This is a genomic window from Loktanella sp. DSM 29012 (assembly GCF_900110705.1).
GTDB lineage: Bacteria > Pseudomonadota > Alphaproteobacteria > Rhodobacterales > Rhodobacteraceae > Loktanella > Loktanella gaetbuli.
This window is the reverse complement of sequence record NZ_FOEJ01000003.1, coordinates 76,720-102,886: the sequence shown is the minus strand read 5'-3', so window position 1 is coordinate 102,886 and position 26,167 is coordinate 76,720. Positions and strand designations below refer to the sequence as shown.

Annotated in this window: 30 protein-coding genes and 2 pseudogenes; 5 read left to right on the top strand and 27 right to left on the bottom strand. The window is 61.6% G+C overall.

Features of this window, described 5'->3' with window-relative positions:
- Nucleotides 1-12: 12 nt before the first annotated feature.
- Nucleotides 13-1,362, top strand: coding sequence for a pyruvate dehydrogenase complex dihydrolipoamide acetyltransferase (locus BMX27_RS07810; protein WP_090159312.1), 1,350 nt, complete (start codon nucleotides 13-15; stop codon nucleotides 1,360-1,362).
- A gap of 67 nt (nucleotides 1,363-1,429) precedes the next feature.
- On the opposite strand, the gene cysE is transcribed toward BMX27_RS07810, so the two are convergent.
- The 24 genes and pseudogenes from cysE to fabD form a co-directional block, all read right to left on the bottom strand.
- Nucleotides 1,430-2,239, bottom strand: a complete 810-nt coding sequence (gene cysE, locus BMX27_RS07805) for a serine O-acetyltransferase (RefSeq protein ID WP_090159311.1) — start codon at nucleotides 2,237-2,239, stop codon at nucleotides 1,430-1,432.
- A gap of 25 nt (nucleotides 2,240-2,264) precedes the next feature.
- A complete protein-coding gene (locus BMX27_RS07800; RefSeq protein WP_090159310.1) occupies nucleotides 2,265-2,573 on the bottom strand; it encodes a DUF7742 family protein in 309 nt (102 codons plus the stop codon).
- Complete coding sequence (locus tag BMX27_RS07795; RefSeq protein WP_090159309.1) at nucleotides 2,573-6,493, bottom strand: baseplate multidomain protein megatron; 3,921 nt, start codon at nucleotides 6,491-6,493, stop codon at nucleotides 2,573-2,575. Before BMX27_RS07795 ends, BMX27_RS07800 begins: the two co-directional genes overlap by 1 nt.
- A 6-nt stretch (nucleotides 6,494-6,499) precedes the next feature.
- A complete protein-coding gene (locus tag BMX27_RS07790; RefSeq protein WP_090159308.1) occupies nucleotides 6,500-6,928 on the bottom strand; it encodes an NlpC/P60 family protein in 429 nt (142 codons plus the stop codon).
- Nucleotides 6,925-7,806, bottom strand: a complete 882-nt coding sequence (locus BMX27_RS07785; protein ID WP_090159307.1) for a DUF2163 domain-containing protein — start codon at nucleotides 7,804-7,806, stop codon at nucleotides 6,925-6,927. Before BMX27_RS07785 ends, BMX27_RS07790 begins: the two co-directional genes overlap by 4 nt.
- The gene (locus BMX27_RS07780) at nucleotides 7,803-8,435 is read right to left on the bottom strand and encodes a DUF2460 domain-containing protein (protein WP_090159306.1); all 633 of its coding nucleotides are present in this window, start codon (nucleotides 8,433-8,435) and stop codon (nucleotides 7,803-7,805) included. Before BMX27_RS07780 ends, BMX27_RS07785 begins: the two co-directional genes overlap by 4 nt.
- A 12-nt stretch (nucleotides 8,436-8,447) precedes the next feature.
- Nucleotides 8,448-9,107, bottom strand: coding sequence for a phage tail tape measure protein (locus BMX27_RS07775; RefSeq protein WP_090159305.1), 660 nt, complete (start codon nucleotides 9,105-9,107; stop codon nucleotides 8,448-8,450).
- Nucleotides 9,100-9,306 (bottom strand): rcc01693 family protein, encoded by a 207-nt coding sequence (locus BMX27_RS07770; RefSeq protein WP_090159304.1) that lies wholly within the window; start codon nucleotides 9,304-9,306, stop codon nucleotides 9,100-9,102. Before BMX27_RS07770 ends, BMX27_RS07775 begins: the two co-directional genes overlap by 8 nt.
- Nucleotides 9,303-9,617, bottom strand: a complete 315-nt coding sequence (locus tag BMX27_RS07765) for a gene transfer agent family protein (protein ID WP_090159629.1) — start codon at nucleotides 9,615-9,617, stop codon at nucleotides 9,303-9,305. Before BMX27_RS07765 ends, BMX27_RS07770 begins: the two co-directional genes overlap by 4 nt.
- Nucleotides 9,617-10,030, bottom strand: a complete 414-nt coding sequence (locus tag BMX27_RS07760) for a phage major tail protein, TP901-1 family (protein ID WP_056031646.1) — start codon at nucleotides 10,028-10,030, stop codon at nucleotides 9,617-9,619. The genes BMX27_RS07765 and BMX27_RS07760 overlap by 1 nt, the downstream gene beginning before the upstream one ends.
- Nucleotides 10,031-10,061: 31 nt before the next feature.
- The gene (locus BMX27_RS07755; protein WP_090159303.1) at nucleotides 10,062-10,472 is read right to left on the bottom strand and encodes a DUF3168 domain-containing protein; all 411 of its coding nucleotides are present in this window, start codon (nucleotides 10,470-10,472) and stop codon (nucleotides 10,062-10,064) included.
- Complete coding sequence (locus BMX27_RS07750; protein ID WP_090159302.1) at nucleotides 10,469-10,807, bottom strand: head-tail adaptor protein; 339 nt, start codon at nucleotides 10,805-10,807, stop codon at nucleotides 10,469-10,471. The genes BMX27_RS07755 and BMX27_RS07750 overlap by 4 nt, the downstream gene beginning before the upstream one ends.
- On the bottom strand, nucleotides 10,804-11,403 hold the full coding sequence (locus BMX27_RS07745) for a head-tail connector protein (RefSeq protein WP_090159628.1): 600 nt from the start codon (nucleotides 11,401-11,403) through the stop codon (nucleotides 10,804-10,806). The genes BMX27_RS07750 and BMX27_RS07745 overlap by 4 nt, the downstream gene beginning before the upstream one ends.
- Before the next feature lie 117 nt (nucleotides 11,404-11,520).
- Nucleotides 11,521-12,702 (bottom strand): annotated as a pseudogene (locus BMX27_RS07740) (phage major capsid protein).
- Nucleotides 12,703-12,736: 34 nt separating this feature from the next.
- Nucleotides 12,737-13,279, bottom strand: coding sequence for an HK97 family phage prohead protease (locus tag BMX27_RS07735; RefSeq protein WP_090159301.1), 543 nt, complete (start codon nucleotides 13,277-13,279; stop codon nucleotides 12,737-12,739).
- Nucleotides 13,280-13,305: 26 nt separating this feature from the next.
- Nucleotides 13,306-13,515 (bottom strand): hypothetical protein, encoded by a 210-nt coding sequence (locus BMX27_RS07730; RefSeq protein WP_090159300.1) that lies wholly within the window; start codon nucleotides 13,513-13,515, stop codon nucleotides 13,306-13,308.
- Nucleotides 13,512-14,681 (bottom strand): phage portal protein, encoded by a 1,170-nt coding sequence (locus tag BMX27_RS07725; RefSeq protein WP_090159299.1) that lies wholly within the window; start codon nucleotides 14,679-14,681, stop codon nucleotides 13,512-13,514. The genes BMX27_RS07730 and BMX27_RS07725 overlap by 4 nt, the downstream gene beginning before the upstream one ends.
- Nucleotides 14,682-14,780: 99 nt before the next feature.
- Nucleotides 14,781-16,157: pseudogene (locus tag BMX27_RS07720) on the bottom strand (DNA-packaging protein).
- Nucleotides 16,051-16,395, bottom strand: a complete 345-nt coding sequence (locus BMX27_RS16730) for a hypothetical protein (protein ID WP_143056800.1) — start codon at nucleotides 16,393-16,395, stop codon at nucleotides 16,051-16,053. Before BMX27_RS16730 ends, BMX27_RS07720 begins: the two are co-directional and overlap by 107 nt.
- 176 nt (nucleotides 16,396-16,571) lie before the next feature.
- Nucleotides 16,572-17,732 carry an endolytic transglycosylase MltG gene (mltG, locus tag BMX27_RS07715; RefSeq protein WP_090159298.1) on the bottom strand — a complete coding sequence of 387 codons (1,161 nt, stop codon included), beginning with the start codon at nucleotides 17,730-17,732 and terminating at the stop codon, nucleotides 16,572-16,574.
- Nucleotides 17,733-18,995 (bottom strand): beta-ketoacyl-ACP synthase II, encoded by a 1,263-nt coding sequence (gene fabF, locus BMX27_RS07710; RefSeq protein ID WP_090159297.1) that lies wholly within the window; start codon nucleotides 18,993-18,995, stop codon nucleotides 17,733-17,735.
- Between the two features lie 213 nt (nucleotides 18,996-19,208).
- Nucleotides 19,209-19,442: an acyl carrier protein gene (locus tag BMX27_RS07705; protein ID WP_056031618.1), complete on the bottom strand. Its 234-nt coding sequence runs from the start codon at nucleotides 19,440-19,442 to the stop codon at nucleotides 19,209-19,211.
- Nucleotides 19,443-19,577: 135 nt separating this feature from the next.
- A complete protein-coding gene (gene fabG, locus BMX27_RS07700; protein ID WP_056031614.1) occupies nucleotides 19,578-20,315 on the bottom strand; it encodes a 3-oxoacyl-[acyl-carrier-protein] reductase in 738 nt (245 codons plus the stop codon).
- A gap of 3 nt (nucleotides 20,316-20,318) precedes the next feature.
- Nucleotides 20,319-21,257, bottom strand: a complete 939-nt coding sequence (gene fabD, locus BMX27_RS07695) for an ACP S-malonyltransferase (RefSeq protein WP_090159296.1) — start codon at nucleotides 21,255-21,257, stop codon at nucleotides 20,319-20,321.
- 137 nt (nucleotides 21,258-21,394) lie between these two features.
- Between fabD and BMX27_RS07690 the strand changes: the two genes are divergently transcribed.
- Nucleotides 21,395-22,582, top strand: coding sequence for a cytochrome b/b6 domain-containing protein (locus BMX27_RS07690; protein ID WP_090159295.1), 1,188 nt, complete (start codon nucleotides 21,395-21,397; stop codon nucleotides 22,580-22,582).
- A gap of 137 nt (nucleotides 22,583-22,719) precedes the next feature.
- Here BMX27_RS07690 and BMX27_RS07685 read toward each other — a convergent pair whose 3' ends face one another.
- Together BMX27_RS07685 and BMX27_RS07680 are read right to left on the bottom strand one after the other, a co-directional pair.
- On the bottom strand, nucleotides 22,720-23,295 hold the full coding sequence (locus tag BMX27_RS07685) for a YceI family protein (protein ID WP_090159294.1): 576 nt from the start codon (nucleotides 23,293-23,295) through the stop codon (nucleotides 22,720-22,722).
- Nucleotides 23,296-23,382: 87 nt separating this feature from the next.
- Entirely contained in the window at nucleotides 23,383-23,976 is a 594-nt protein-coding gene (locus tag BMX27_RS07680) for a hypothetical protein (RefSeq protein ID WP_090159293.1), read from the bottom strand.
- 254 nt (nucleotides 23,977-24,230) lie between these two features.
- Between BMX27_RS07680 and rpsF the strand changes: the two genes are divergently transcribed.
- From rpsF to rplI, 3 genes are read left to right on the top strand one after another with little or no spacing between them, the layout of a single operon-like run.
- Nucleotides 24,231-24,584 (top strand): 30S ribosomal protein S6, encoded by a 354-nt coding sequence (rpsF, locus tag BMX27_RS07675; RefSeq protein WP_056031601.1) that lies wholly within the window; start codon nucleotides 24,231-24,233, stop codon nucleotides 24,582-24,584.
- 22 nt (nucleotides 24,585-24,606) lie between these two features.
- Nucleotides 24,607-24,834 (top strand): 30S ribosomal protein S18, encoded by a 228-nt coding sequence (gene rpsR, locus BMX27_RS07670; protein ID WP_056031599.1) that lies wholly within the window; start codon nucleotides 24,607-24,609, stop codon nucleotides 24,832-24,834.
- Nucleotides 24,835-24,845: 11 nt separating this feature from the next.
- Nucleotides 24,846-25,451, top strand: coding sequence for a 50S ribosomal protein L9 (gene rplI, locus BMX27_RS07665; protein ID WP_090159292.1), 606 nt, complete (start codon nucleotides 24,846-24,848; stop codon nucleotides 25,449-25,451).
- A 96-nt stretch (nucleotides 25,452-25,547) separates the two neighbouring features.
- Here rplI and BMX27_RS16725 read toward each other — a convergent pair whose 3' ends face one another.
- A complete protein-coding gene (locus BMX27_RS16725; protein ID WP_143056799.1) occupies nucleotides 25,548-25,751 on the bottom strand; it encodes a hypothetical protein in 204 nt (67 codons plus the stop codon).
- Between the last annotated feature and the right edge of the window lie 416 nt (nucleotides 25,752-26,167).

Sequence of the window (26,167 nt, the reverse complement as noted above, 5' to 3'; positions counted from 1 at the left end):
GGATTTTAGGACATGCCCATTGAAATCCTGATGCCCGCCCTGTCCCCCACGATGGAGGAAGGCACGCTGGCCAAATGGCTGGTCAAGGAAGGCGACACCGTGCAGTCCGGCGATCTGCTGGCCGAAATCGAAACCGACAAGGCCACGATGGAATTCGAAGCCGTGGACGAAGGTGTCATCGGCAAGATCACCGTGGCCGAAGGCACCGAAGGCGTAAAGGTCAACGACGTGATCGCGATCCTTCTGGCCGATGGCGAAACTGCCGACGACATCGGCGGCGCAGACGCCAAACCCGCACCTGCGTCATCAAACGCTGCCCCGGCAGAACCGTCCGAGGCGACTGAACCCGCCGCCGGTTACGGCCGGTCCGGATCGGCCGCGCAAGAGGACAAGCCCGCAGCCCCGGCAGCGGGTTCCAAGAACGGTGAGCGCATCTTTGCCTCCCCCCTCGCCCGCCGGATCGCCGCGGACAAGGGCCTCGACCTTGCCAACATCACCGGGTCCGGCCCGCGTGGCCGTATTGTCAAGGCTGACGTTGAAAACGTGACGGCCCAGCCTGCCACGGCAAAAGCCGAAGCAGCTGCACCTGCGGCCAAGGCGGACGCACCCAAAGGTGGTGCGATGGCAACTGGTCCATCAACGGATGTCATCCTCAAAACCTACGAGGGTCGCCCGTTTGAAGAGGTCAAACTCGACGGCATGCGCAAAACCGTCGCCGCCCGCCTGACCGAGGCCAAGCAGACCGTGCCGCATTTCTATCTGCGCCGGGATATCCAGCTGGATGCGCTGATGAAATTTCGCAGCCAGCTGAATGCCCAGCTCGAAGGGCGCGGCGTCAAGCTGTCGGTCAACGATTTCATCATCAAGGCCTGCGCGCTGGCCCTGCAACAGGTGCCAGAAGCAAACGCCGTCTGGGCCAACGACCGCACGCTGCGATTTGAAAAGTCCGACGTCGCCGTTGCCGTCGCCATCGAAGGCGGCCTGTTCACCCCGGTGCTGAAAGACGCCGAGATGAAATCGCTGTCGGCCCTGTCGTCAGAGATGAAGGACCTGGCATCCCGCGCCCGCGACCGCAAACTGGCACCGCACGAATATCAGGGCGGCAGCTTTGCGATTTCGAACCTGGGAATGTTCGGCATCGACAACTTTGACGCCATCATCAACCCGCCACATTCTGCGATCCTCGCGGTCGGCGCGGGCGTCAAGAAAGCCATTGTCGGCAAGGACGGTGAATTGTCCGTGGGTATGGTCATGTCCGTGACCTTGTCGGTCGATCACCGGGTCATCGACGGTGCGCTGGGGGCAAACCTGCTGGCAGCGATCAAGGACAACCTTGAAAATCCGATGACGATGTTGGCCTGAACCACCGCAACCAAAACACAAAACGCCGGGTCACTGACCCGGCGTTTTCATTTTGAAGTCAAATCATTCAGTCCATCGGACCCAGCATATGATCCATCAGGATCGACGGTTGTGAACACCCCGCCTCGCCCACGATCTTGGCGGGAACGCCTGCAACCGTTTTCATTGCAGGCACATCGTGCAGGACGACCGACCCTGCCGCCACACGGCTGCAATGGCCCACAGTGATATTGCCCAGAACCTTTGCACCTGCACCGATCAGGACGCCGCTTTCGATGGTCGGATGCCGCTTTTCCTCGTCCTTGCCGGTCCCGCCAAGGGTCACGGAATGCAGCATCGACACATTATCCCCGACGATCGCGGTTTCACCAACCACAACGGAATGCGCATGGTCGATCATCAGACCCTTGCCGATCTTGGCACCGGGGTGAATATCGACCCCGAACACCTCGGATGCACGCATCTGGATGAAATAGGCCAGATCAGCCTGTCCGTCGCGCCACAGGAAATGCGCCAGCCGGTGTGACTGAACCGCCTGAAATCCTTTGAAGAACATCAATGGTTGCATCATGCGGTGGCAGGCCGGATCGCGTTCGAACGTCGCGACCAGATCTGCACGCGCATCCAGCGCCAACCGTGGTGCGCGACCATAAATATCGTCTGCGATCTCGCGCACGTTTTGTGCCGACATCTCGTTGGATGCCAGTTTCAGCGCAAGCCGGTAGGCCAGCGCATCATTGAACGTCTCATGTTGCAACACCCCGGCATGGAACATCGCACCCATTGCGGGTGTCTTGCGCACCGCGCGCTCTGCATCACCCCTGATCTCATCCCAGACAGGGTCGATGCTATGCAGCTGTGATTGTGATATGGCCATGGCGGCACCCTCGCGTGATCTTTGGTCACCATATAGAGCGACGCTCCGAAAAGCAAAAGCCGCGCCTCTCGATCAGCACATCAACCACGATGCGCAGCGCTGCCAGATAAGTCTGTTCCACGACACGCCCGCGCACAGTGGCATATGGCGCAGTGGCCGCACTCAATGTGCCATCACCATAGACCGCGTGCCGCCGCCCAAGTCGCTTGCGATACCGGTCGGCCACATCGGCCCGTCCGACAATTTCGCGGGCCAGATCATATTGCTGCTGGACTGTAGCAGCACACAGACAACGCGCCACGGCATCAAGGTCCAGCAGACCGACAGGCCGCATCAGCCCCCCACGTTGATCGACACGAAGGGACCGGTGCCATAGCGTTCGGACAATTGCGCGACTGCGACAACAAAGGCTGCATTCCCGACCTCGGCCAGCCCGTCATCACGCGGATAGGTCCATGCCGATGCCGATACCGTGTCCTCGCGCAGGATCAGGTCACCCTGCCTGACCTGTACGACATAGCGTTCACGTTCCTCGCCCAGCGGCACATCACCGCGTCCCCAATGGTCGCCGTCAATCCGCGTCTGCCTGATCCATGCCACGTTCAACCCCGCTGGGACAAAATCCGCCTTTAGATGCACAACAGGGTATGGCCGATAGCCGTTGCCTTTGAACGCCTCGACAACATGCCGGTAGCTGCGGTCGGTATAAGGACGCTTGACCGGGCCGAACCGGAAATGCCGCCGCTGTCCCCGTGCGAAGGTCGGTATCGTCACCTGCTCTGGTCGGCCGTCCATCAGCACCACCTTGGACCCGGCAGGCCAGCTGTCACGGATCATCGCACTACTGCCGGCCTGTCCGCGCAACAGCTCTGTCAGGGCAAAGGTCCGGTCCCCGATCAGCTGCGCTTGCGCAAATTGTACGATTTCCCAATCATCGGCGCTGCCGTCACCGATCGCCAGCACATTGCGGCCGAACAGAACGTCCTCTGGATCAATTGCATAGAGCGCTCCGTGCACCAGCTTGACGGTCAAGGTCTGCCGGTCCCACAGTGCCGTGCGACCACGCGCGAGAGGGGATGTCAGCTCTCCGATGACGCTGCGCCTGCGGAAAACATCCTGCAGGACATAGCCATTGTCGGACGGGGCCGAATAAAGGGCTACCGCTGCCCCCCAGTTTTGCGAAGTCGTGGCGAAATGTGGCTCATGCGGCACCTCATCACCCCGGATCAACGGCAGGTCCAGGAACAACCCTACCACCTTGCCGGGTGCCTTGTAGCTGCGCAGGCGTGCGCCTTCCTCCGACCGGCGCTGCGGTTGGAACGCTTCGGGGTGCAACCGTGTTGCCTCGATCCGGCGAATCCCCATCTCCTCGATCCGGTCGATGCGATAGCGGCCGGCCAGCCCGGCGTCGTTCAATTCGATAACATCGCCCGCGCCCAGCGCCCCGCGTGATTGCGGAATCGAAAATGCCACCGTGTCGCGCCCGGTCCGCGCCTCGTTGATCCAGCGATGTGCGATCCGTGCTCCCTCGGTCCGGGTCAGAACCAGCGGAAATTCGGTCCGCGCCGTGGTTGTCGTCTGTTCCGACGCATGGACGGCCTGAGCGACACTGACGGCATAGTCAGCCTCGCTTTCGACATAGCCAACCTGTACGCGACCGGTGACCTCGGCCTCCGGGGCACGGATATGCAGGATATCGGCGCCGCGCTCGTCATCCAGCACCAGATCGTCCTGCGTGATGCGACCCACGGCAGCCCCGTTACGATTGCGGAACACCAGAACACCATCTCTTTCAGCCACCTCCACACCGTAGGCCAGAAGCAAGGGTTGCAGCGCTGCGCGGGCCGTGCCGACACGGTCGATCACATAGCCGCGCACCACCCCATACAGATGCGAGACATCGACACGGGTCAAACCGACCTCTGCACAGATCTCCGCAACGACACCGGCCAGCGTCCGCGCCGTGGCACGTCCGTTCAGCCAATGCCCACGGGCATAGTTGTCGCCGTCAGACCACAATGCGGCATTTGCAGGGAAATGCGGGAATGGGCGTGCGTCCCAGCACCAGACATGCGCCCTGTCCATATCCAGCATTCGCCCCCGGTAGGGGCCGGTTTCAGATAACGGGTTGTTCTGCGGCACGGCATAGTGCCCCCAGATCGCCCGCAAGTACTGCATCTGCATGAAATCATCCCGCGCCCCGCTGGAATAACGCGGCAAAAGTGATTCCGACGATTTGGGGTCCAGAAACTTGTTGGGTTGGTTCGTCCCCTTGTCGATGGCCGCACATCCGAATTCCGTGAACCAGATCGGCTTGCTGCCGGGAACCCATGGCGTCGGCACAGCAAACCGGACACCACCGATGCGATCATGATGCCGGTTCTGCCACCACCCCGAAAGATCCTTGTACCGCCAGACCCAGGGTTCACCATCGCCATCAGTGATCGGCACGCGCCTTTGGGCCGCGCGGGCCTCGGGCGTCGGGTAATACCAGTCAAAGCCTTCGCCGCCGGCGACATTTGCCCGCAGATAATCCAGATCATAGATGGACCCGGCGGACGCGTCGCTGTGATCCTCGCCGTCGCGCCAATCCGACAGCGGCATGTAATTGTCGATCCCAATGAAATCGATGTCGTCGCTGGCCCACAGCGGGTCGAGGTGAAAATACTTGTCCGCTGTGCCGGCCGGTTGATAGCCATGATACTCTGACCAGTCGGCAGCATAAGAGATCTTGCAGCCTGGTCCCAGGATCCCACGCACATCGGCGGCCAACTGCCTAAGTGCGGCCACCGCAGGGAAACTGTCACCCGCCCCGCGAATCTGGGTCAGCCCCCGCATTTCCGATCCGATGCAGAATGCCTTGACCCCACCCGCGATCCTGCACAGATGCGCGTAGTGCAGGATAAATCTGCGATACCCCCAGCCCGCGGGCCCAGTATAGCGCACAAACTCGCCGTCGCGGACAAAGTCATCCGCCTGCGCCAATCCCATGAAATCCGCGACTTCGCCGGCTGCGGCGGCACTGCGATCAGGGCTTTGCGCCTGCCCCGGTGCGCGGCTCAATGTGATCCGCCCCCGCCATGGCAACCGAGGTTGCCCCGTATCGCCGGTCCAGGGATTTGGCAGATCGTTCCCGGCCAATTGGGTCATCAGGATAAAGGGATAGAACATCGGCTCCATCCCGCGTGCTGACAGATCACGGATCGCCTGGATCACGGATGCATCCGAAGGTGTGCCACCATAGACAGGACGCCCGTCAATGCGCGGCACACGCTGCGCGAAATAGCGATTGGTATCGCAGACAATCCACGGGTCGTCGCCCTCGGACTGATATTGCTCGACCATCGGGCGGACATCGCAGTGACCACAGCGCAGATCGGTCCCGAACCAGGACACCACCAGACTGACGGACCGGCATTTTGGCAATTCCTCCTCCAACGCCAGTGCCGATGTGCTGAAATCAGTCCCGCCGCTGGGTGAATTGACGTTGATTGCACGGCTATCGCCGAAACCGGCACTCAACTCGACCTGTCGCGTGCCCAGCGCGTATTCGCCCGTGCCGGGGATCATCGCAACCGCACGCACCTGTTGGGACAGATCGGCCAGCGCCTCTGGTGTACCCGGCTCTGCCGGGCGCATCACCTCGAATGTGAATTGCGGCACGCGGTTGCCGAATTGGCCCAATGGCAGATCTTCAAAAACGACATAGGCAATCCCGCGATAGGCCGGCGTATTCGCGGCCCCCTCCACCACCGCGATCTTGGGATCGGGTTGCTGCGTCTTGCTGCCGCGATAGACCCGCATGTTCAGATCGACGGGTGACACCTCGACCCCGTCTGCCCAGACCCGCCCGACCCGTGCAATCTGACCTTCGCAAAGCGCCAGCGCCATGCTGACGGTATAGCTGTAGGTGGTCACCTCCGGGTCAGGAGTCCGCGGTGCACCCTTTCCGCCGCCCCCCGTGACGGTGGAATTTTCCTGAAATGCCGTGGCCCAGATCACATGGCCGGCGAGACGCATGCGCCCATGCAGCCGCGGAATGGCCGCGCCCTCGCTTGCGCCCATCAGGCGAAAACGATCGACCTGCCCCACCTCGACAGGCTCGCTCCCGGTCCCGAGGATGCGCTGATCAATCTGCCGCCCAATCGTCGCCCCGACGGCACGCCCGATGACCGCTGTCGACAGGCCCAGAACGGACCCGCCAAGCGAGCCGCCCGCGGCCATGCCTGCCGCCGATAGAGCAAGAGTAGCCATAGCCGTTTATCCTTTGTTGAATGCGAAACGCGCCGCAATCCGGCGCTGCCAGGGGGCAGACAACGGACTTTCAGTCACGGCGTGACCGCTGTAGGCGTGGATAAAGGTCGGACACTCACCAACCTGCGCGACGATGCCCAGGTGCTTTGCCATTGCGCCATCACGCATGCGGAACAACAGAACCTGACCTGCTGCAATCGACAGATGGTCCGCCGGGGTCAGATGCCTGGCAGCGGCTTGCAACAATTGCTCGACGCCCTGCGGTTCGGCCCAGTCTGACGAATAGCGCGGCACGATCTCCGGCTCTTTGCCATAGAGTGTCCGCCAGACCCCGCGCACCAATCCCAGGCAGTCGCACCCATAGCCCAGCGCCGATGCCTGATGCACATAGGGTGTACCGATCCAGCCTCGGGCGATCTCTACCGCACGGCTCATCGCACCAGGCTCCCGCCATCCGTGTCACCATCGGCGCGCGGCACGGCCATCAGCCAATCGTCACCCGGCATGTCCGGGAACCCCTGAAAGTTCACGAGGTTCGCAAACTTCTCCCGACAGGTCTCGGCACGCTTGTCGCATCCGGCGATCAGACGCACCCGATCACCGGCCACGACATCGGCGCGCAACGCGTCCCACAGTCGAATGTGTTGCCGGCTTCCTTCCGCACGATGGTCCTTGATGACTGCGGTCAGGCCGATCCCGGCACCGTCCAGCACCTGGATGAACCCATTGGTGAACCAATGATCGTCCACGCCGCTGGCCACCACTGTCAATGTCGCGCCATCGGTCACCGCGTCGATCCTGCGGTCCTTGTGCAACCTGTCATCGGCCAGATCGACACCGCAGGCCCCGTCACCCAGGACCGCGGCACAGCTGCGCAGAAAACTGCGTCCGATGGGCTGGTTCAGCCGCTCTGCCAGCCCGCGCAGTGCGACTTTGAATTGCCCGCCTTCGCGGGTGATTTCCCCGATCTCACCCCGGAACCGGATGGCGCGTTCCGTCACCTTGTCCCATCGTACCAGCCAGTGTGTAATCTCCGCACCGTCCAGGCGGCCCGCCACGATATCCGCATCCCGGATCATGTCCGATTGCAGCAACCCCACTGCCTCTGAATTGTCGACACTCAGGCCCGTGCTTGTCGCAAGGGTGCGCGCGCTCAACCCGCTATTGGCGTGAAACAGAATATCGTCGAAAGTCAGATCGCAATCGTGATCGGTAAATCCATAGGTGCGCCCGTCCTTGCGCGTGATCGACCAAGCTTGGCAAACATGGGCCGATCCGGTCGCCAGATGCGCAAACAGCTCGGACGCGCTCATAGCCGCACCTCGACCACGGGTACGCTGGGGGCCTGACCCGCCTGAAAATGGGATACTGCGGTTTCGATCCTGTCAGTGTCGAACCGCACCGCAACATCAAATTCGAAACCGGCACGTACCTCGGCGCCGAGATCAGGTGCATCGCGAAAGGTCAGGATACCGGTCGTGAGATCGACATCGAAATCGACACCTTCCTGCACTTCGTCCCCACCCACAGCGACCCGCACGGTTCCAGCAACAGGTTTCGCGATGGGCCGCAGATATGTTTGCTCACCAGAGGCATAGCCTTTGACCAGTTGGATCGCATAGGTCCGGTCGTCACCCATCGCGATCAACTGATCCAGCGGCGTGATGCGCTGTGACGGCAGACTGGACTTGAAATCGGCCCAGTCTTTCCAGCGAAACGCGTGCAGCTGACCTTCACGCGCCTCAAAGAATGCGATCAACTGTTCGATATCGTCCAGAGACCGCAACCCCATCCCCGCATCATATCGCCTGCGCGCATGTTTCCAGGGCGACGATCGCTCTTCGAAACCGTTGGCGAGTGTCACAATGTCGGTGCGCCGCTCCGGCCCACCCATCGCACCAAAACTCAGGTTGGCGGGAAAACGTATGTCGTGAAAGGCCATGCGCCTGTCTCCTCAACGGTTGCGGTTGCCAGCCCCCAGCATGCGGCTCATCTGTGCTGCGATCTGGCTTTGACTGCGCTGGAATCCCTGCACGTCAGGGGTCGTGATGTTCATGGTGACGCTGACATGGCCGCCACCGGATGCACGTACGCCCAGACTCCCGTCTGCGCCACGGGTCAGTGGCATGATGGCCTCTGGTCCGGCCTCACCCATCAGGCCCGTGCCACCGCGCATCGGAAACCGCGTCGCACCACTGACGACACCGCCCTTGGCAAAGGGCATCACGCGGCCCTGGCTGAATGCGCCACCCTGCGCGAATGGCATTAGACCGGACACCGCTGCATTGACCCCGTCCGACAGCAGCCCCCCGGCATGTTTCATCACGGGATTGATTGCGGCAGCATAGGACGTGTCGATCATGGACTGCGCGACACCCTTCAGTGCGTCCGACAGCTTGAGCCCGTCAAAGACAACGCCATCAAATGCACGCCGCAATCCCTGCGAGAAACCGGTCGTCAGATTTCCCAGATCACGCGTTGTTTCGCCCAGCGTCCCCTGCATGCCGCGCAACGTCTGGTAAAAGGTCCGTGCCATCGTGCTCGCATCTCCAAGGCTGCGTTCCAGCGCATCGACATCGGCCTCCAGCCCGTCGATCTGATTTAATTCAGTCATCCTCACCTTCACTTTCGGTCTCGTCAGGAAATGCCGCCAACAGCGCATCCAGGCCACTGCGTCCCATCGGCCGCTGTACGTCAGCCAGGCCCAGCATCAGCGACAGCTCTGCCGGGGTCAGTCGCCAGAATGCGTCGGGCGCCAATCCCAGCTGGCACATCCCCGCACGCATCAATGCCGCCCAATCCAATCGCGTCATGACGGCGGCGCAAAGGCGCGTGCCAGCAACTGGGCCGCGACAGTCGCGGCCCCCACAGGTCCGCCTGCAATATCAGCACTCAGCAGGTCATCAGCCTGTCCGCGCCAGCCACCTCCACGCAGCCCGGCCACGATCAAGGCCAGAACATCGCGCCCCCGATAGCGCCCGCTTTCGAACCGCTCGACGAGCGTGATCAAGGTGCCCTCGTCCAGCTCTGCCTCCAGCGCGGCCAGCGCACCCAGTGTCAGTTTCGCGCGATGTGGTATCCCGTCGATCGTCACCGCCACCTCACCGGCGTGGGGATTGATCATCATGCCGCGGCAAAGCTCAGCTGACCCGCACTCGACAGCGACATTTCATACGTCGCTTCGCCGTCAAAGGTGCCTGCATATTCGATGGAGCTGATCTGAAAAGGTCCTTCGACCACGCCGAAATCGGGAATGACAACCTGGAATGCAGGGGTTTCACCCGCGAAAAACACCTGGCGCATACGTTCGTCCGTGGCCGCATCGCGGAAAATGCCCGACCCGCTGATCGCGGCGGTCTTGACCCCTGCACCGGCCAGCAATTCGCGCCAACCCCCTTCGCTTTCCAAAGAGGTCACATCGACGGCCTCTGCGTTGAAACTGATGCGTGTCGCACGCAGGCCCGCGGCACTCTCGAACGTGCCGTCGCCGCTCATGTCCACCTTGACCAACAGGTCCTTACCACTTTGGGCTGCCATGTCGTTGCTCCTTGTTGTGAAATTTGCGTTGTCAGTCGTCTGACAGCCGCGCATGAAAAATCAGATCGATCCGCCTGCGGTCGGCTGTTCCGATCCGCGCGGCAGCGGCCTTGTGAAACCGCAGTCCCAGCACGCGCCCCCGGCTCAGGACCAGGTCATGACCTGTCACCGCGTCGCTCACAGCGGCGGCGGCTGCCTTTGCACGCGCAAAACCTGCCGCCTGCGTCAGCACGGACACGGTGAATTCATGGATCGCACCCGCCCCACCGGCATCAGAGGCATCACGCACCTTTTCAGCCCCCAGAACAACATAGAGATCCGGCAGCACACCTTCGGGCACATTGTCGTAGACATCTCCACCGACCAGCGCGGTTAGTTCAGGGTCCGCTGACAGGCGGTGATAGACGGCCTGTTGCAGCGCCAGCGACATTGCATAACTCATGCCGCGACCTCCTCTTGGGCGCGGCACGTCAGATAGCGCCCCGCGCCATCGCGTTCCGTCACCGCCAGAATGGCGAATATCCGTGCCCCCTCGCGAAACCGCTGCCCAGCCACGGGGCGTGCAGCGTCACCCACGGCAGCGGCGCGGACCGTGATGGTCAGGGGCACACGGCTCAGCCGCGCTTCACCCTGAAACCGTACACCGCCGGAACCCGCCTTGATGTCCGCCCACAATAGGCCCCGCGCGGCCCAGTCCGTCACCGTCCCGCCAGATCCGTCCGGCAGGGCGACAGGTGCTTCCAATGTCAGCGCACGGTTCAGAACAGGCGGCTTCATGTCCGCCCCCCCATGAAGAGCCGGACAGTGCGATAGCGTTCAATCAGCGCCGCAACACCCTGCGGCAAAGACGTGTCACGCGCATCGCCACCGATCCGGTATTCGTAGAAATGCGCTGCCAGCAGCATGACGGCCTGAGCCAGATCCGCGGGCAGGTCCGTCCATTCCGGCCCGAATCCCGCCATCAGAACAACTTCAATCCGGCCGCCGAGCGGCACCCGTGGCAAGGCCGCCCCGGTCGCATACAAGGTCGGACGCTGCAAATCACTCGCCAGCGCATATCGCGTGCGCGCCACCTCCTCGGGTGGAGTCGCAACCCCAGATCTGGTGACGCTGACGATTGCATTGACGGGTGCCAACGGCAGAGGCTGGCGCACTTGATCACGCCATTCATGCAACTCCCAACGGAATTCACGCTCGATCAATATCTTTCCGGTGCGCGCTTCAATGGCCGCAAGGGCCGCACGCAGATAGGTTTCCAGATCCGTGTCGTGGGCATCGTCATTCTCAAACCCCGACCCCAGCCGCAGATGCGCCTTGAGGGCCGCAATCGGCAGTGAGGCCGTGGGCACGCTGGTCAACTCGACTAACATCATGGATGGGTCTCCGGTCATCATCTGGCGCATCATGGATTTGGGTCGGGACGCGGCGCAGGCAGGATCTGAAACGCGCCCGAGGCCGGTGCGACGACGCAGGCCGTCGCACCGTCAGGATCAGCTGGTGGCGAACTTCAGCAGCTTGATCGCGGCAAAATCACTCACACCGCCCCCCACGCGCTTGGTGGCGTAGAACAGCACATGCGGTTTGGCCGAAAACGGGTCGCGCAGCACGCGCAGGTCGGGACGTTCCGCCACGGTATAGCCAGCGCCGAAATCGCCGAACGCGATTGGCGTCGCACCACTGCCGGCATCCGGCATGTCCTCAGCAATCAGGACAGGATAGCCCATCAGGCGGGCCGGCTCGCCGCTGGCCAAACCGTCGGACCACAGGAAACGCCCATCCGCGTCCTTCAGCTTGCGCACCATGCCCGCCGTGCGCGAATTCATCACGAACGCAGCGCCCGCACGGTATTCGGCACCCAAAGCATAGACCAGGTCGATGATCGCATCCGCATCGCCCAGCGAACCGTCAACGCCGGTCGGCACATACCCCAGGTTGCCCCACTGCCACAGCACGTTGTCGACCGACGGATAGGCCAGGATGCCACGCGGTTTATCGATCCCGTCACCGTTGACAAAGGCGGCCGCCTAGGACCGTGCGAACTTGTCCGCGATACGCTGCGCCAGCCAGCCCTCGATATCAAAGGCGCTGTCATCCAGCAGACGTTGCGATGCCTTGGGCAAGGCCGACAGCTCGTGCAACGGAATGGTGATGCGATCGATCTGCGGCGCGTCGGTCTCGGTTGTTGGGTCACTCTCGGTGGCCCAACCCGCCCCCATCTCGGTGTGATCGATCAACACATCAAACGAGGTGGCATCGACATTCACGATATTGGCGATCGCACGGATCGAGGCTGTCGCGCTCAGCGTGCTCCGGATCGTGTCGGCTGTCTGCGGGTCCACCAGATAGCCACCGTCGGCAGCAACGGCAGTGCTCATGCCCTTTCCTTCCAGTGTCAGACCGCGCAACCCGTCATCGTCCCCGGACCGCAGATACGCGGCAAAGGCCTTTTGATGCGGCGCGTCCTCTGCCGCAGCCATTGCCAGTGCCGGCCGCTGTGCCATCATTGATTTGCGATCAAGCTTGTTCATACGGTCTTCCTGTTTTTGCAAAGTGGCGTGAACGCCGGTTGAAAAGGTTTTGAATTCCGCCACGAAATCGCCAATCGCGATCCGCAGGTCCTCGGCCGGAGACAGATCTTTCCCGGTCCGAGGCAACACCTCGGTTTTGTCCATGTCTGGTCCTTTCTGGTCAGTGTCTGGGCCGGGATCAGTCCCGGCGCAGCGCCTCACGCGCGTCGACAAAGAGGGTCGTCAGCACGCGCAACGTTGTGTCGGCGGGATCGTCGGATTTTGCGCCAACGCGTGCGTCCTGCAGCATCGGAAAGGTCACAAGGGATACCTCCCACAACTCCAGCTCGGCCAGGTTCCGACCGCCGTCCGCCGTCTTGCTGGCCCTCACCGTGCGATAACCGATCGACAGCCCGTCAATGGCACCCGCATCAATCAACGCAGCAGCCTCGCGCCCGCGGGCCACGTCCCGCAGGATGCGTCCCTTGACGTGCAGCCCGTGCGCGTCCTCCCGGATCTCGTCCCAGACGCCAATCGGCTGCATCGGGTCGTGTTGCCACAGCATCTTGATCCGGTTCCCCGAGGCTGCGACCTTTTCCAAGGAGGCACGATAGGCACCACGCAAGACACGGTCGCCACCTTGGTCCGCTTGTTCGAACAAGGATGCATATCCCGAAATCTCGCAACCGTCCGCCACCTCCAGCCTGGCTTGCGGCGGGCAGAATTTGTGTTCCAGTGTCATTCGTTTCTCCCTTTCAGGGGGCTGTTTCAATGGACCGGCAGGAATTGCGCCACGTGCAGACCCAGCACGGCCATTGCACCACAGCACAGCGCCCAGATCTGCCATTCCAACCGGCGCAGCATCCGCTCGATTGCAGCCAGACGCTGGTTGATTTGCGCGTGCCAGACATCCGCCGCCTGCGGCAAAACGGGTTGAACGACGCGGTTCTTCAGCGTGACGACCTTGTCCGGCATCATTCGACATCCTGCGCGGGCAACCCCAAGAGACTGCGTTTTTCAGCGTTGGTCAGGAATGCGGCCTCCGTGACCCGCCGCCACTGGGCATCGCGTTCGGCGGCCAGTGCAGGCACCTGATCCAGATCGGGCCGCAAATCCAACCGTTCCGCCGTAAAATCCGACAGCCAGTCGGCAATGGCACTCGTCACCCGCATCGCCAATGGCAGAACCGTCAACCGATAAAAGGCACGATTGGCCTCTTGATAATTGGCATAGGTCGCATCGCCCGGAATGCCCAGCAGCATGGGTGGCACGCCAAACGCGACCGATATCTCGCGCGCGGCGGCCTCCTTGGTCTTTTGGAATTCCATGTCGGACGGGGAAAATCCCATCGGCTTCCAGTCCAGCCCGCCTTCCAGCAACATCGGCCTGCCCGCGTTGCGCGCGCCCTGATGCTGATGCTCCATCTCGTCGACCAACCGGTTGTACTGATCCGGGCTCAGCTGCGACTGGCCGTCTCCGCCCTTGTAGACGATGGCACCGGACGGACGCGCCGCGTTATCCAGCAGGGCCTTGGACCAGGCAGAGGCCGCGTTGTGGACATCAATGGCATTGGCGGCCGCCTGCATCGGACTGAAACCATAGTGGTCGTCCTGCGGGTGAAAACTCTTGATATGGCAGATCGCCGATCCTTCGGGCCCGACGGCAAACCTGTGCTTGTTGGCACCGACTGCATATTCATAGGCCTCGGCCCAGCCATTGCCCCCCGGCACCAGACGCATGCGATCCGACCGCAAGACATGCAGTTCGACCGGCAGCCCACCGTCTCCCACCGCCTCCAGATAGGCATCCCCCGTCAACAACAACTGACCATAGAGCGCCTCCAGCAACTCGGCCCGCCCCTGTGCTGCGTTGGGGCGATTGATCAGCGTCTGCACGGGATGGGTGTCGTAGCGTTGCAGGCGGTCCTGCGTGACCAGCGGCAGTGCGGCAGCGGCTTCTGCAATCAGTTTGACCGCGCGAAAACCGATCGGGTTCGACGCAAATCCCGCCCGGGTCAGCGATGCGTTGTCCCGTGCGCTCCAGGCAACACGACCCTGCGTCGCCCAGCTGGCGACCTTCCCCGTGGCCGAGGCCTTGACCTCGGTGGTCGCAGGCTTGGCCGCCTTGTTCCAGAATTCAAACATCTCGCACTCCTCGGGGGCCGACTGACTGTCCTTGCAAAACGTTCTGAACCCGAAACCTTGCCAAGTACCGATTGCATTGCGCGCTGTCTGCGCAACACCTCACAACCGACGCAGGCGCGGCGCCTGCCATGCCTTGGCCGGTGCGATCATCAGCTCGTGCATGGCCCACACCAGCGCATCGACGCGGTCCGGCGATCCCTGCCCCACGAAACCAGCCCGCGTCATAAGACACATCTGGTCTTCCAGTTCACCCAACCCGCGCGCATGCTTGATGCGCATCTGCTCATAGAGCGCGGCCACCGGTTCAGCCCTTGCGATCTTGCCCCGACGGGCATTCACACCGCGGTAGGAAATCAGCGGATCAATCTGGCGCACGATGGTTTCGACCATATCGCCCCCCTAATTGACCTCGGCCACCAGCCGGTCCGCGCCATGCCGACGGTAGGCCGCAACAGCAGCCTTGGCCCAATCCAGCGGTCGCGCTGCCTGGACACTGGCATCCTCCAGCACATAGCCGCGCCAGGCATGCGGTGGCCCCTTGCAGACGACACCAGCCACGATGATCCCGCAGGCATCAGACCCCTTGTGTCCAGTGACCGGTGGATCGACGGCAACGACAATGCGTTCCAGACTTTCAATGTCCTTGCGGATCAGCCCGTCCAGCTGCGCCGTTGTCCACAGCGCGCCCTCGGCATCATCCAGCAATATGCCGTCCAACTCCTGACGCCCTAGCCGTGTGCCGCCATAGCGTCGCCGGACCTCTGCCAGAAACGACGGCGCGAGGTTCGCCGCATTGTCAAACGTCGTCGCGTGGGTAACCACGGTACTGGACCGAGCCAGCATTTCTTTCAGCACCGGCGCATTTCGCGGCGTCGTCGTGACCACCGCCCGCGGGCAAGACCCAAGCCGCAGACCAAATTCCACCATGTCCCAGGTGGCACTGCCGTTTTTCCATTTGGCAACTTCATCGGCCCAGACGGCATCGAATTGCGGACCGCGCAGCGCTTCTGGGTCGAACGCCGAAAACACCTGCGCTTCGGCCCCGTTTGGCCAGCGCAACAGTTTGCGCCCCGCAATCCACTCTGGCCCCCGGTCATCAGGGGAACAAGCGACGATACCGCTATCCCCCATGACCATGACCTCGCGTGCCTGATCGTAGGTCTCACCGATGATCGCAATCCGCCGTGCACGGCCACGGATTAGCGGTCTGGGCCCCTCTGCCATCGCCCGGACCCACTCGGCACCCGCCCGTGTCTTGCCCGCCCCACGACCACCCAGCACAACCCATGCCCGCCAGTCACCATCGGGGGGAACCTGATGCGCCATCGCCCAGAAATCGAACAGATACGGCAGTCCGGCAACAGCGTTGTCACTCAGCTCCGTCAGAAACGCCTTCTGTTGCGAGGCTGGCCCTGATGCGATCAAGTGCGCACCCGATCTCAACTCGCAATGTGTCGTAGTCGAGGATCGTCGCATCGTCTTGGGCGTATTTCTCACGAAATGCCTCCTCTGCTTTCAGTAGGATCAGATGGGCCGCCGACAACTCGCCGATTTTACCAATCAACAGTTTCGGCGGGGCTCCGTCAGACGCACCAAGTGTTTTGATTTCTTTCAGGATCGCGGCGCGCAGCGTCGCATATAGCCCTGCAATTTCGTGCTGTCGGGACAGTGCCGCAGCACGCCCGTGCCCTTCCGGGTCGTCTTTAATAATCATCTTGTTCCGCCAATCAGGTCTGGCCAAGCCATTCCGACAATCGGCAGCATGACGGCGCAACCGGCACGTCAGAACAAAATCGGCCCGCCTCCAGCTAGAAGGCGAGCCATTAATTTTACAATAAATACAGTGCCCTGACAGCCCGCAGCCCCTAATGGCTGGTTAGGCGACCGTCCTTAACCGTCGTTGGCTGCACGCTCCGCCTCGATCGCACGCCAGGCTGCGACATTGCGATTGTGGTCATCAAGGTTGGTCGCGAATGCATGCCCACCCGTGCCATCGGCAACAAAGAACACGTAGTCCGTCGTATCGGGATCAAGTGCTGCCTCGATGCTCGCCCTCCCGGGGTTCGCAATGGGCGTGGGTGGCAAGGCCGGGATCGTGTAGGTATTCCACGGCGTCGGCGTATCCAATTCGCTGCGCCGCAATCCACGTTCAAGCACGCTGCGCCCTTCCGTGACACCATAGATGACGGCTGGGTCCGTTTGCAGCCGCATGCCGCGTTCCAGGCGATTGACGAAAACGCTTGCAACCTGACGACGCTCGTCAGCAACTGCAGTTTCCTTTTCGATCAACGACGCAAGGATCAGCGCCTCCTCCGGCGTTTCCAACGGCAGCCCATCGACACGCGCGGCCCAGGCTTCGGCCAGGATGTTCTCTTGGCGCTCGGTCATCCGGCCAATGATGCTGCCCCGCGTCATGCCTGCGGTAAATTCGTAGCTGTCGGGTGCCAGACTTCCTTCTGCCGGAATGTCGTCGAGGGGACCTTCCAGCACGTCAATCGCATTCAGCGCCTGCACCACCTGCCAGGCGGTCGTGCCTTCGGCCACGGCCAGTCTCAGGCGCGTGTCCGCGGCATCCAGCATCGCAGTGTATTCAGACGGCACTTCACCTTCGCCCGGCGTGAATGCGGCAACTTCCTCGTAGCGACCGGTGGCAGGGTCCAGTTCCCGGACCTGGACCTCGTTGACCCGAACACCTACACGATAGACGATCTCGGTCCCGCACGTGCTCGCCCCGCCGCGCGTCACCGTATCCACGATCTCGGCCATCGATGCGCCCTCGGCAATCAGGAAACTGCCCGCCTTCAGCTCGGATGCCTTTTCGGTGTAATCCGCGCCCATGCGGAAAATGGCGGCTGAACTCACCGCGCCTTGCGCCTCCAGGTCCTCGCTCACCCGCCGCATGTTCGACCCGCCCGGCACCTGCAGACAGATCCCCTGCGCCAATGGGCCGGGGTTGCTGTACTGCTGCGTGCCCCACGCCACGACACCTGCACTGACAAACAGCGCCACGACCATGAACGTCAGCGCGTTGGACGCGATGTGTCGCCACATTTATTCGACCTTCCCCAACACCAGACTTGCGTTGGTCCCGCCGAACCCGAATGAATTCGACAATGCAATGTCGATCTTGCAGGGGCGTTTTTCGTTCGCGCACAGATCAACCTGCGTCTCGGCGTCGACCTGATCCAGATTCAGCGTCGGCGGTGCCACCTGATCGCGGATCGCCAGGATCGAGAAAATCGCCTCGATCGCACCCGCGGCACCCAGCAGGTGACCGGTTGCGGATTTCGTCGACGACATCACCAGTTTGGCAGCGGCTTCTGGCCCCACCATACGTTCCACGGCACCCAGTTCGATGGTGTCGGCCATGGTCGAGGTGCCATGCGCGTTCACATAATTGATGTCCTGCGGCGTGATCCCGGCATTTCGGCAGGCCGCACGCATCGCACGCTCTGCACCTTCGTGATCGGGGGGTGGTGCAGTGATGTGATGCGCGTCGCCAGACAGACCGTAGCCCTTGACCTCGGCATATATCTTGGCACCGCGCGCCTTGGCGTGCTCGTATTCTTCCAGCACGACGATACCCGCACCCTCGCCCATGACAAATCCGTCACGGTCCTTGTCCCAGGGACGCGACGCCTTGGTGGGATCGTCTGCACGGTCCGTGGACAAGGCCTTGCAGGCATTGAAACCGGCGATACCGATCTTGCAGATTGCGGCCTCGGCCCCACCTGCGATCATCACATCCGCATCCCCATACTGGATCAGACGGCTTGCGTCGCCGATGGCATGCGCACCGGTCGAACAGGCGGTCACGACCGAATGGTTTGGTCCCTTGAACCCGTAACGAATGCTGACCTGCCCGGAAATCAGGTTGATTAAGGCACCCGGCACAAAGAACGGCGACACACGGCGCGGGCCTTTTTCTTCCATCATGATCGCAGTGTTCGCGATGGAATTCAGACCACCGATCCCCGACCCGATCAGAACGCCGGTGCGTTCCAGATCCTCTGTCTCGGTCGGTGCCCAGCCGGAATCTTCGATCGCCTGCTGTGCGGCCGCGATGCCGAACATGATGAATGTATCGACCTTGCGCTGCTCTTTCGGCTCCATGTAGGCGTCAGCATTGAACGTGCCATCGGTCCCATCACCGCGCGGCACCTCGCAGGCATAGGTGGTGGTCAGCCCCGTGGGATCAAACTGGGTGATTGGACCAGCACCGGACTGCCCGTCCAGAATGCGGCTCCAGCTGGCCTCGACCCCATCGGCCAGCGGCGTGACAAGTCCCAATCCCGTAACAACGACCCGGCGCATAATTCGTACCTTTCCGACAGAGAATTGCCGACCTGATACCGTAACATCGTCAGCAGGGGCAAGTGCCGCAGGGCAGCGATACCGCCACGCGCACAGGGCATTACTGCAATCTGAGCGATTCAGCCGATCAAACGCCCCACCGCAACAAAAAAGACCCCCGGCAGGACCGGGGGTCTTTTGTATCAGACGGTCCAAGAGGACCGGGACGCTGACTTACAGCGCGCCCTTGATGAATTTGACCGCATCGCCGAAGGTCTGGATGGTCTCGGCTGCATCGTCGGGGATTTCGATGCCGAATTCCTCTTCGAATGCCATCACCAGCTCGACGGTGTCGAGGCTGTCAGCGCCGAGGTCGTCGATGAACGACGCGCTTTCGACGACTTTGTCTTCTTCAACACCAAGATGCTCTACAACGATCTTGCGTACGCGGCCTTCGACGTCGCTCATGAAATATCCTCACGTTCTGTATGGGGCATGCCCCGGTTTTGAAACGGACCATGTGGCCCGTCTATTCGTTTCCGCCCGGCCTATAGCAGAGAAACGAGAGCACGCAAACGCTTTCGCACTCCGACCGGCCACGGCTCAGAGCATGGCCATTCCGCCATTCACATGCAAGGTCGCACCGGTGACATAGGCGGCCTCGGGGCTTGCCAGATACAGAACAGCGGCTGCAATCTCGTCAGCTTCGCCCATCCGACCTGCCGGAATCTGGCCCAGAATACCGCTGCGCTGTTCATCGTTCAGTGCGTCTGTCATCGGCGTGGCGATGAAACCGGGTGCCACACAGTTGACCGTGATTCCACGACTGGCGACCTCGTAGGCGATGGATTTGCTCATGCCGACCATGCCGGCCTTGCTGGCGGCGTAGTTTGCCTGACCGGGGTTGCCGGTCGCGCCCACGACGGAGGTGATGTTCACGATCCGACCCCAACGCGATTTCATCATGCCGCGAATGGCCCCTTTGCACAGGCGCATGCTGGACGTGAGGTTCACGTCCAGAACGCTGGCCCATTCGTCATCCGACATCCGCATAAAGATGTTGTCGCGCGTGATCCCGGCGTTGTTCACCAGAATGTCCAGCGACCCCATCGCCTCGATCGCCTGTTTCGGCAGTGCCGTAACAGCCTCTGCATCGCTCAGGTTGCATGGCAGAACGTGAACCCGTTCGCCCAGCTCAGCCGCAAGCGCTTCCAGCGGTTCGACCCGCGTACCGGACAGACCCACCGTGGCCCCCGCCCCATGCAGCGCGGTCGCAATGGCACCGCCGATCCCGCCAGAGGCACCCGTCACTAGCGCATTCTTACCTGTCAAATCGAACATGTCTTATCCCTTCATCGCGGCTGCAACCGCCTTTGCCTCTTCGGGCGTGCCGACATTCGCACACGCCGCGTCTTTTGCGATCCTGCGGATCATGCCGGACAATGCCTTGCCTGCACCGATCTCGGTAAAGGACGTGACGCCCTGATCGGCCATCCACGCAACCGAAGTTGACCACCGCACACGACCTGCAACCTGTGCAACAAGCAAGGCGCGGATCTCGTCGGGGTCCGTCACGGCGTTTGCGTTGACATTCGCCACCACCGGAACACGCGGGGCGCGGATTGTCACGTCAGACAGCGCGTCTTGCATCACCTGCGCTGCGGGTGCCATCAGAGCACAATGAAACGGTGCCGAAACCGGCAGCATCAGGGCACGCTTCGCACCTGCCTCTTTTGCCAGAACAGCCGCACGTTCCACTGCGGCCTTGGCCCCCGAAATGACGGTCTGGGACGGATCGTTTTCGTTTGCGACCTCACAGACGCCCGCGTCAGCGGCGGCGGCGACAACCTCCTCGACCTGCGCGATGCTCAGCCCCAGCACCGCAGCCATGGCACCCTCGCCGACGGGCACGGCGTTCTGCATCGCCTCGCCGCGGGTGCGTAGCAGCCGCGCGCAATCGGCAATGTCCAATGCGCCAGCCGCCGCCAGTGCCGAATATTCACCCAGCGAATGCCCCGCCACATAGGCCGCATCGGATATCGTGATCCCTTCGGCCTCCAGTGCCGCCATGGCCGCCAGCGACGTCGCCATCAGCGCGGGTTGGGCATTGCGGGTCAATTGCAGCGTGTCGGCGTCACCGTCCCAGATCAGCGCAGACAGCTTTTCGCCCAGGGCGTCGTCCACGGTGTCGAAAACGGCCTGTGCCGCCGGATAGGCCTCCGCCAGCGCCTTGCCCATCCCTATGGTCTGGGCCCCTTGGCCGGGAAAAACGAATGCGCGCATGAGGTCTCCTGTCATTTGTCAATTGACGGCTTGGATAGCCAAAGCCCCCAAGTCGCACAATGCCTCTGCGTCAATGCAAATTGTGACCTTGCTTTAGAACAATCTATATCTGCTGCAAATTGAAAGGATTTGCGCCCATGTCCGACACCCCGACAACCTTCGGCACGGTGACCAAGACGTTTCACTGGCTGACGGCCATACTCATCCTCGCCCTGCTGATCCTCGGGACGCTGGCCAATGACTGGGCTGCGGATACCGATTCCGCACTCGCGATCAAGACAACGCTCTTTTCGACCCACAAGACTTTGGGCGTGCTTTTGTTTTTCGTGGCCCTGCTGCGCATCGTCTGGGCAATCGGCCATCGCAAACCCGGCCCCCTGCACCCTGAACGCAAGACGGAAACGCTTTTGGCGGAAATTGTGCACTGGACGCTTTACGGCAGTCTTGTCCTCGTGCCGCTGACAGGCTGGATCGACCACGCCGCCTCGACCGGGTTCGCCCCGATCTGGTGGCCGTTCGGGCAGTCCCTGCCCTTCGTCCCCAAGGACCCCGAGGTCGCGCATCTGTTCGGCAGTGTGCACATCATCCTGACCAAAGTGCTGATGGGCGCGCTTGCCCTGCACGTCGCAGGCGCACTCAAGCATCATTTCATCGACAAGGACGCCACCCTGCGTCGTATGTGGTTCGGGAAATCGCAGATGCCGGATGTCGCCTATCACCGCACGCCGATCGCTGCTCCGGCGTTGGCCGCCGCTGCACTGGCAATCGGTGCAGGCGTCGGCGCTGGCATGGCCGCCGGCACAACCGCGGCACTGACAACCGAAGCACTGGCCGAGGTCGCTTCGGACTGGACCGTTCAGGACGGTGCGCTTGGCATCACCGTAGTGCAGATGGGTGACGAGGTTACAGGCAGCTTTGCCGACTGGACGGCAGCGATCACCTTCGACCCCGAAGCCACAGCGGATGCAGGCACGGTCGAGGTCACGGTCTCCATCGGGTCACTGACGCTTGGGTCGGTGACGGATCAGGCCATGGGGGCTGACTTTTTCAATCAGGCCAATTTCCCGACAGCCACCTTTGCAGCGCCCATCACGGTACAGGACGACGGCAGCTATGTCGCGGACGGAACACTCACGCTCAAGGGGGTCGAGGCACCGGTCACCCTGCCATTTTCGCTGACGCTTGACGGCGACACGGCCACGGCATCCGGGCAAACCACGTTGAATCGCCAGACATTCAACATCGGCGAAAGCATGGAAGGTGAATCCAATCTGGCCTTTGACGTGATCGTCACGATGGACCTCACCGCGACACGCAACAACTGACGAAAAACCCGCACCGCGCGATAAAAATAGGGCCCGCTGCAACATGCAGCGGGCCCTTTGCTTTGCATCGACCGCAAAAGAAAGGGGCTGCGCCGGAATGCCCGGCGCAGCCCCTATGTTGTCAATCAGAAGGTCGCTTATTCAGCTGCTTCAGCTTCGATCGAGATCATCACCTGCACTTCGTCGCTGACAAAGGGTGCGAATGCGCCGACTTCGAAATCGGACCGCAGCAGCGTTGTTGTCGCGTCAAAGCCCAGCCAGGGTTTTTCGGCCATCGGATGTTGACCGGCCTGGTTCAGGACCGTGTCCAGAACAACTTCCTTGGTGATGCCGTTCATGCTCAGATCACCGGTGATCAGTGCGGTGTTCTCACCGGTCACTTCGATCGCGGTCGAGGTAAAGGTGACCATGTCGTCTTCGGCTGCGCCAAAGAAATCATCGGACATGAAATGCTCGAAACGGGCTTCCCAGCCGGTCATCATGCTGCGCACCGGGAACGACACCGACACGCTGGATGCAGCAGGGTCTTCGGCGTCAAAGGAAATTTCGCCGTCAAAGCCCGAGAACAAGCCGTAGGTCGTCGAAAAGCCCAAGTGATCGTAATTGAACAGAACCTGGCTGTGGCTTGCATCCAGCGTGTAGGGCGCAGGTGCGGCCAGAACGGGCGTGGACAGCAGGGCGAGCGCGGTGGCGGTGCCGAAAATCGTTTTCATTGTGGTACTCCGTGTTGATGTGTCTGCACGGAAATAAATGTGATCTGGCCTGATGAATGCAATTTCACATTTTCGAACAGCCCATGTTCACGGGTTCCTTTGCACCACGCCCAGCACCATGTCGCGACGCAGCCGCACGGACAATGGTTCCAGATCCTCTGGCTTGCCGCTGGCGACCACGATGCGACCAGGCCCATTGCGGAACCGCACGTACAGCCGCGATGTCTGGTCGTTCACAGCTTCGACGTAGACGTTTGCGATACTGTCGAAACCATACCGCGCCTGGATTGTCAGCAATCCGGTGCGGTTCAGAACCACGCGCCGCAGTTCCGACCGATGCGTGTCGATCTCATAGCGCGAAGACAGCCCGCGCGTCGCGTACCACATCAACAGCAATGAAAAGGCAAAACACCCGAAAATCAGCGGCGATCGGAATACGATATCCGACACAGGTGACAGCAACAGTAACGTCATCCCCGATGCCGCACACAATGCCCCCGTCAACAAGACAAGAAACTGAACAAGCACCAATGCCAGACGCGGGCCACCCGCATGCGATATCGTGTAGCCCCAGAACGCCTCTTCCACGTCAAATCCGCTACTGCTCATGGCCATTAGCCCACCGGGCATCCATCCGCGGATACGCACCACATCCCTACGGTCGGTTGCAAGATCGCTCATCTGTACTCCTTGGGGTGGTTTCGGCTTTTCTTTTCGTCGTGCAACCGGACTTTGGCAAAACCGTGGCCATTGATAGTTGATTCATGGACTCTGCGCGACCCGGCCGCTGTGTGCACGCAGGCTTGCGCCCTGCCCGTCCCCGTGTATAAGCGCCGAACTTCCGCGCGACTTTTGACCTGCGCAGCCTCTCGTGACCGGGACGCGGAAGTGGAACCACCCGGTCTTTGAAGTGCGCCGAACATGTAAGGAATACCATGCCGCTGTATGAGCATGTGATGATTGCGCGTCAGGACTTGTCCAACACGCAAGCCGAAGCCCTGATCGAACACTTCGGGACAGTCCTGTCCGACAACGAAGGCAAGCTGGTCGACTCCGAATACTGGGGCGTCAAGACCATGGCCTACAAGATCAACAAGAACCGCAAGGGCCACTACGCCTATCTGCGCACCGACGCCCCCGCGGCTGCCGTGCAAGAGATGGAACGCCTGATGCGCCTGCACGAAGACGTCATGCGCGTTCTGACGATCAAGGTCGACGCACACGAGGACGGCCCGTCGGTCCAAATGCAGAAACGTGACGAACGCGACAGCCGTCGCGAGCGCCGCTAACTTCACAAAAGGATTGTAAGACATGGCTACCAAACCGTTTTTCCGTCGTCGCAAGTCCGATCCGTTTGAGGGCGAAAACGCTCCGGCGATCGACTACAAAGACACCCGCACCCTGCAGCGCTACATCTCCGAGCGCGGCAAGATCGTGCCTGCCCGCATCACCGCCGTCGGCGCCAAGAACCAGCGCAAGCTCGCCCAGGCGATCAAGCGTGCACGGTTCCTCGCCCTTCTGCCCTACGCAGTGAAGTAAGGACCCGCATCATGGACATCATTCTTCTCGAACGCGTCGCAAAGCTGGGCAACATGGGCGAAGTCGTCTCTGTCAAGGAAGGCTATGCGCGCAACTACCTGCTGCCGCAGAAAAAGGCGCTGCGCGTCAACGCTGCGAACCTCGCTCGCTTTGAGGCCGAAAAGGCCGCACTCGAGGCACGCAACGCTGAAACACGCGCTGCCGCACAGGCCGAGGCAGACAAGATCGACGGCAAGCAGTTCATCGTGATTCGGTCCGCGTCCGACGCGGGCTCTCTCTATGGCTCCGTCACACCCCGTGACGTGGCCGATGCCGCTGCCGCCGACGGTTACAAGGTCGACCGCAATCAGGTCGTGCTGCAAGGTCCGATCAAGGATCTGGGTCTGCACGATGTGACGCTGAACCTGCACCCCGAGGTCGAGGCAACGATCACCCTGAACGTCGCACGTTCCGCCGAAGAAGCAGAGCTTCAGGCCGCTGGCAAATCCATTCAGGAACTGGCCGCCGAAGAAGAAGCAGCAGCTGAATTCGAAATCCAGGAATTGTTCGACGATCTCGGCTCTGCCGCATCCGAAGACGATGGCGACGACGCGCCCCGCGCATCCGACAACGCCTGATACAGACAAACGGTCGCCTGCCCTTTTCGGGTTGGCGGCCATCGCTACAGTCAGGGCCGGATCAGCAATGATCCGGCCCTGATTGTTTTGCGGCCCTCATCGCAGCAATGTCAGAAATTCCATGCGTATCCTGCAACTGCGGTCGTCCTGAGTGCCGACCCAGACCTTGAGCGCGCCTGTGCCCGGATTGGACAGCATCATCGGCGGCATGAACCCGTTCAGTCCCGGTCCGCGATAATACCACGACCCATCGGCCGTATGGACCAGCATATCGCGCGCGCATCCGGTATCCGCGCTCATTTGCAATGCCAGTCCCATCATTCCGACCAAATTCAACTCGAACGTCGGCGCATCGGTGAAATGGGACTCACTGCCACGCGCGACGCTAGCCTGGGGGCATTCCCCCAACGGGCGCATTCCGCCCGCCGTCAAGCGTACGGACTTCCCACGGCGCAGGCTCACGCCGCTCTCGGTCAGCTGCGTGAATGACGCTATGTCCGGATTGGGGCACGCCTGCGCCGTCAGCGGTAAACCGCTGAACATCAGACCACTCAGGATCAACGCAAATTTCAATGTTTTCCGCACGGGGTAAACTCGTCCCAACTGGTAGCACGCAAGCGTGCTGCCTATACCAATAATGTGGGGCTTTCAGCCGTTCAGACAAGGCCACAACGAAAAATGGCGCCCCATGGGGCGCCATTTCGAAAAAAGTTGAT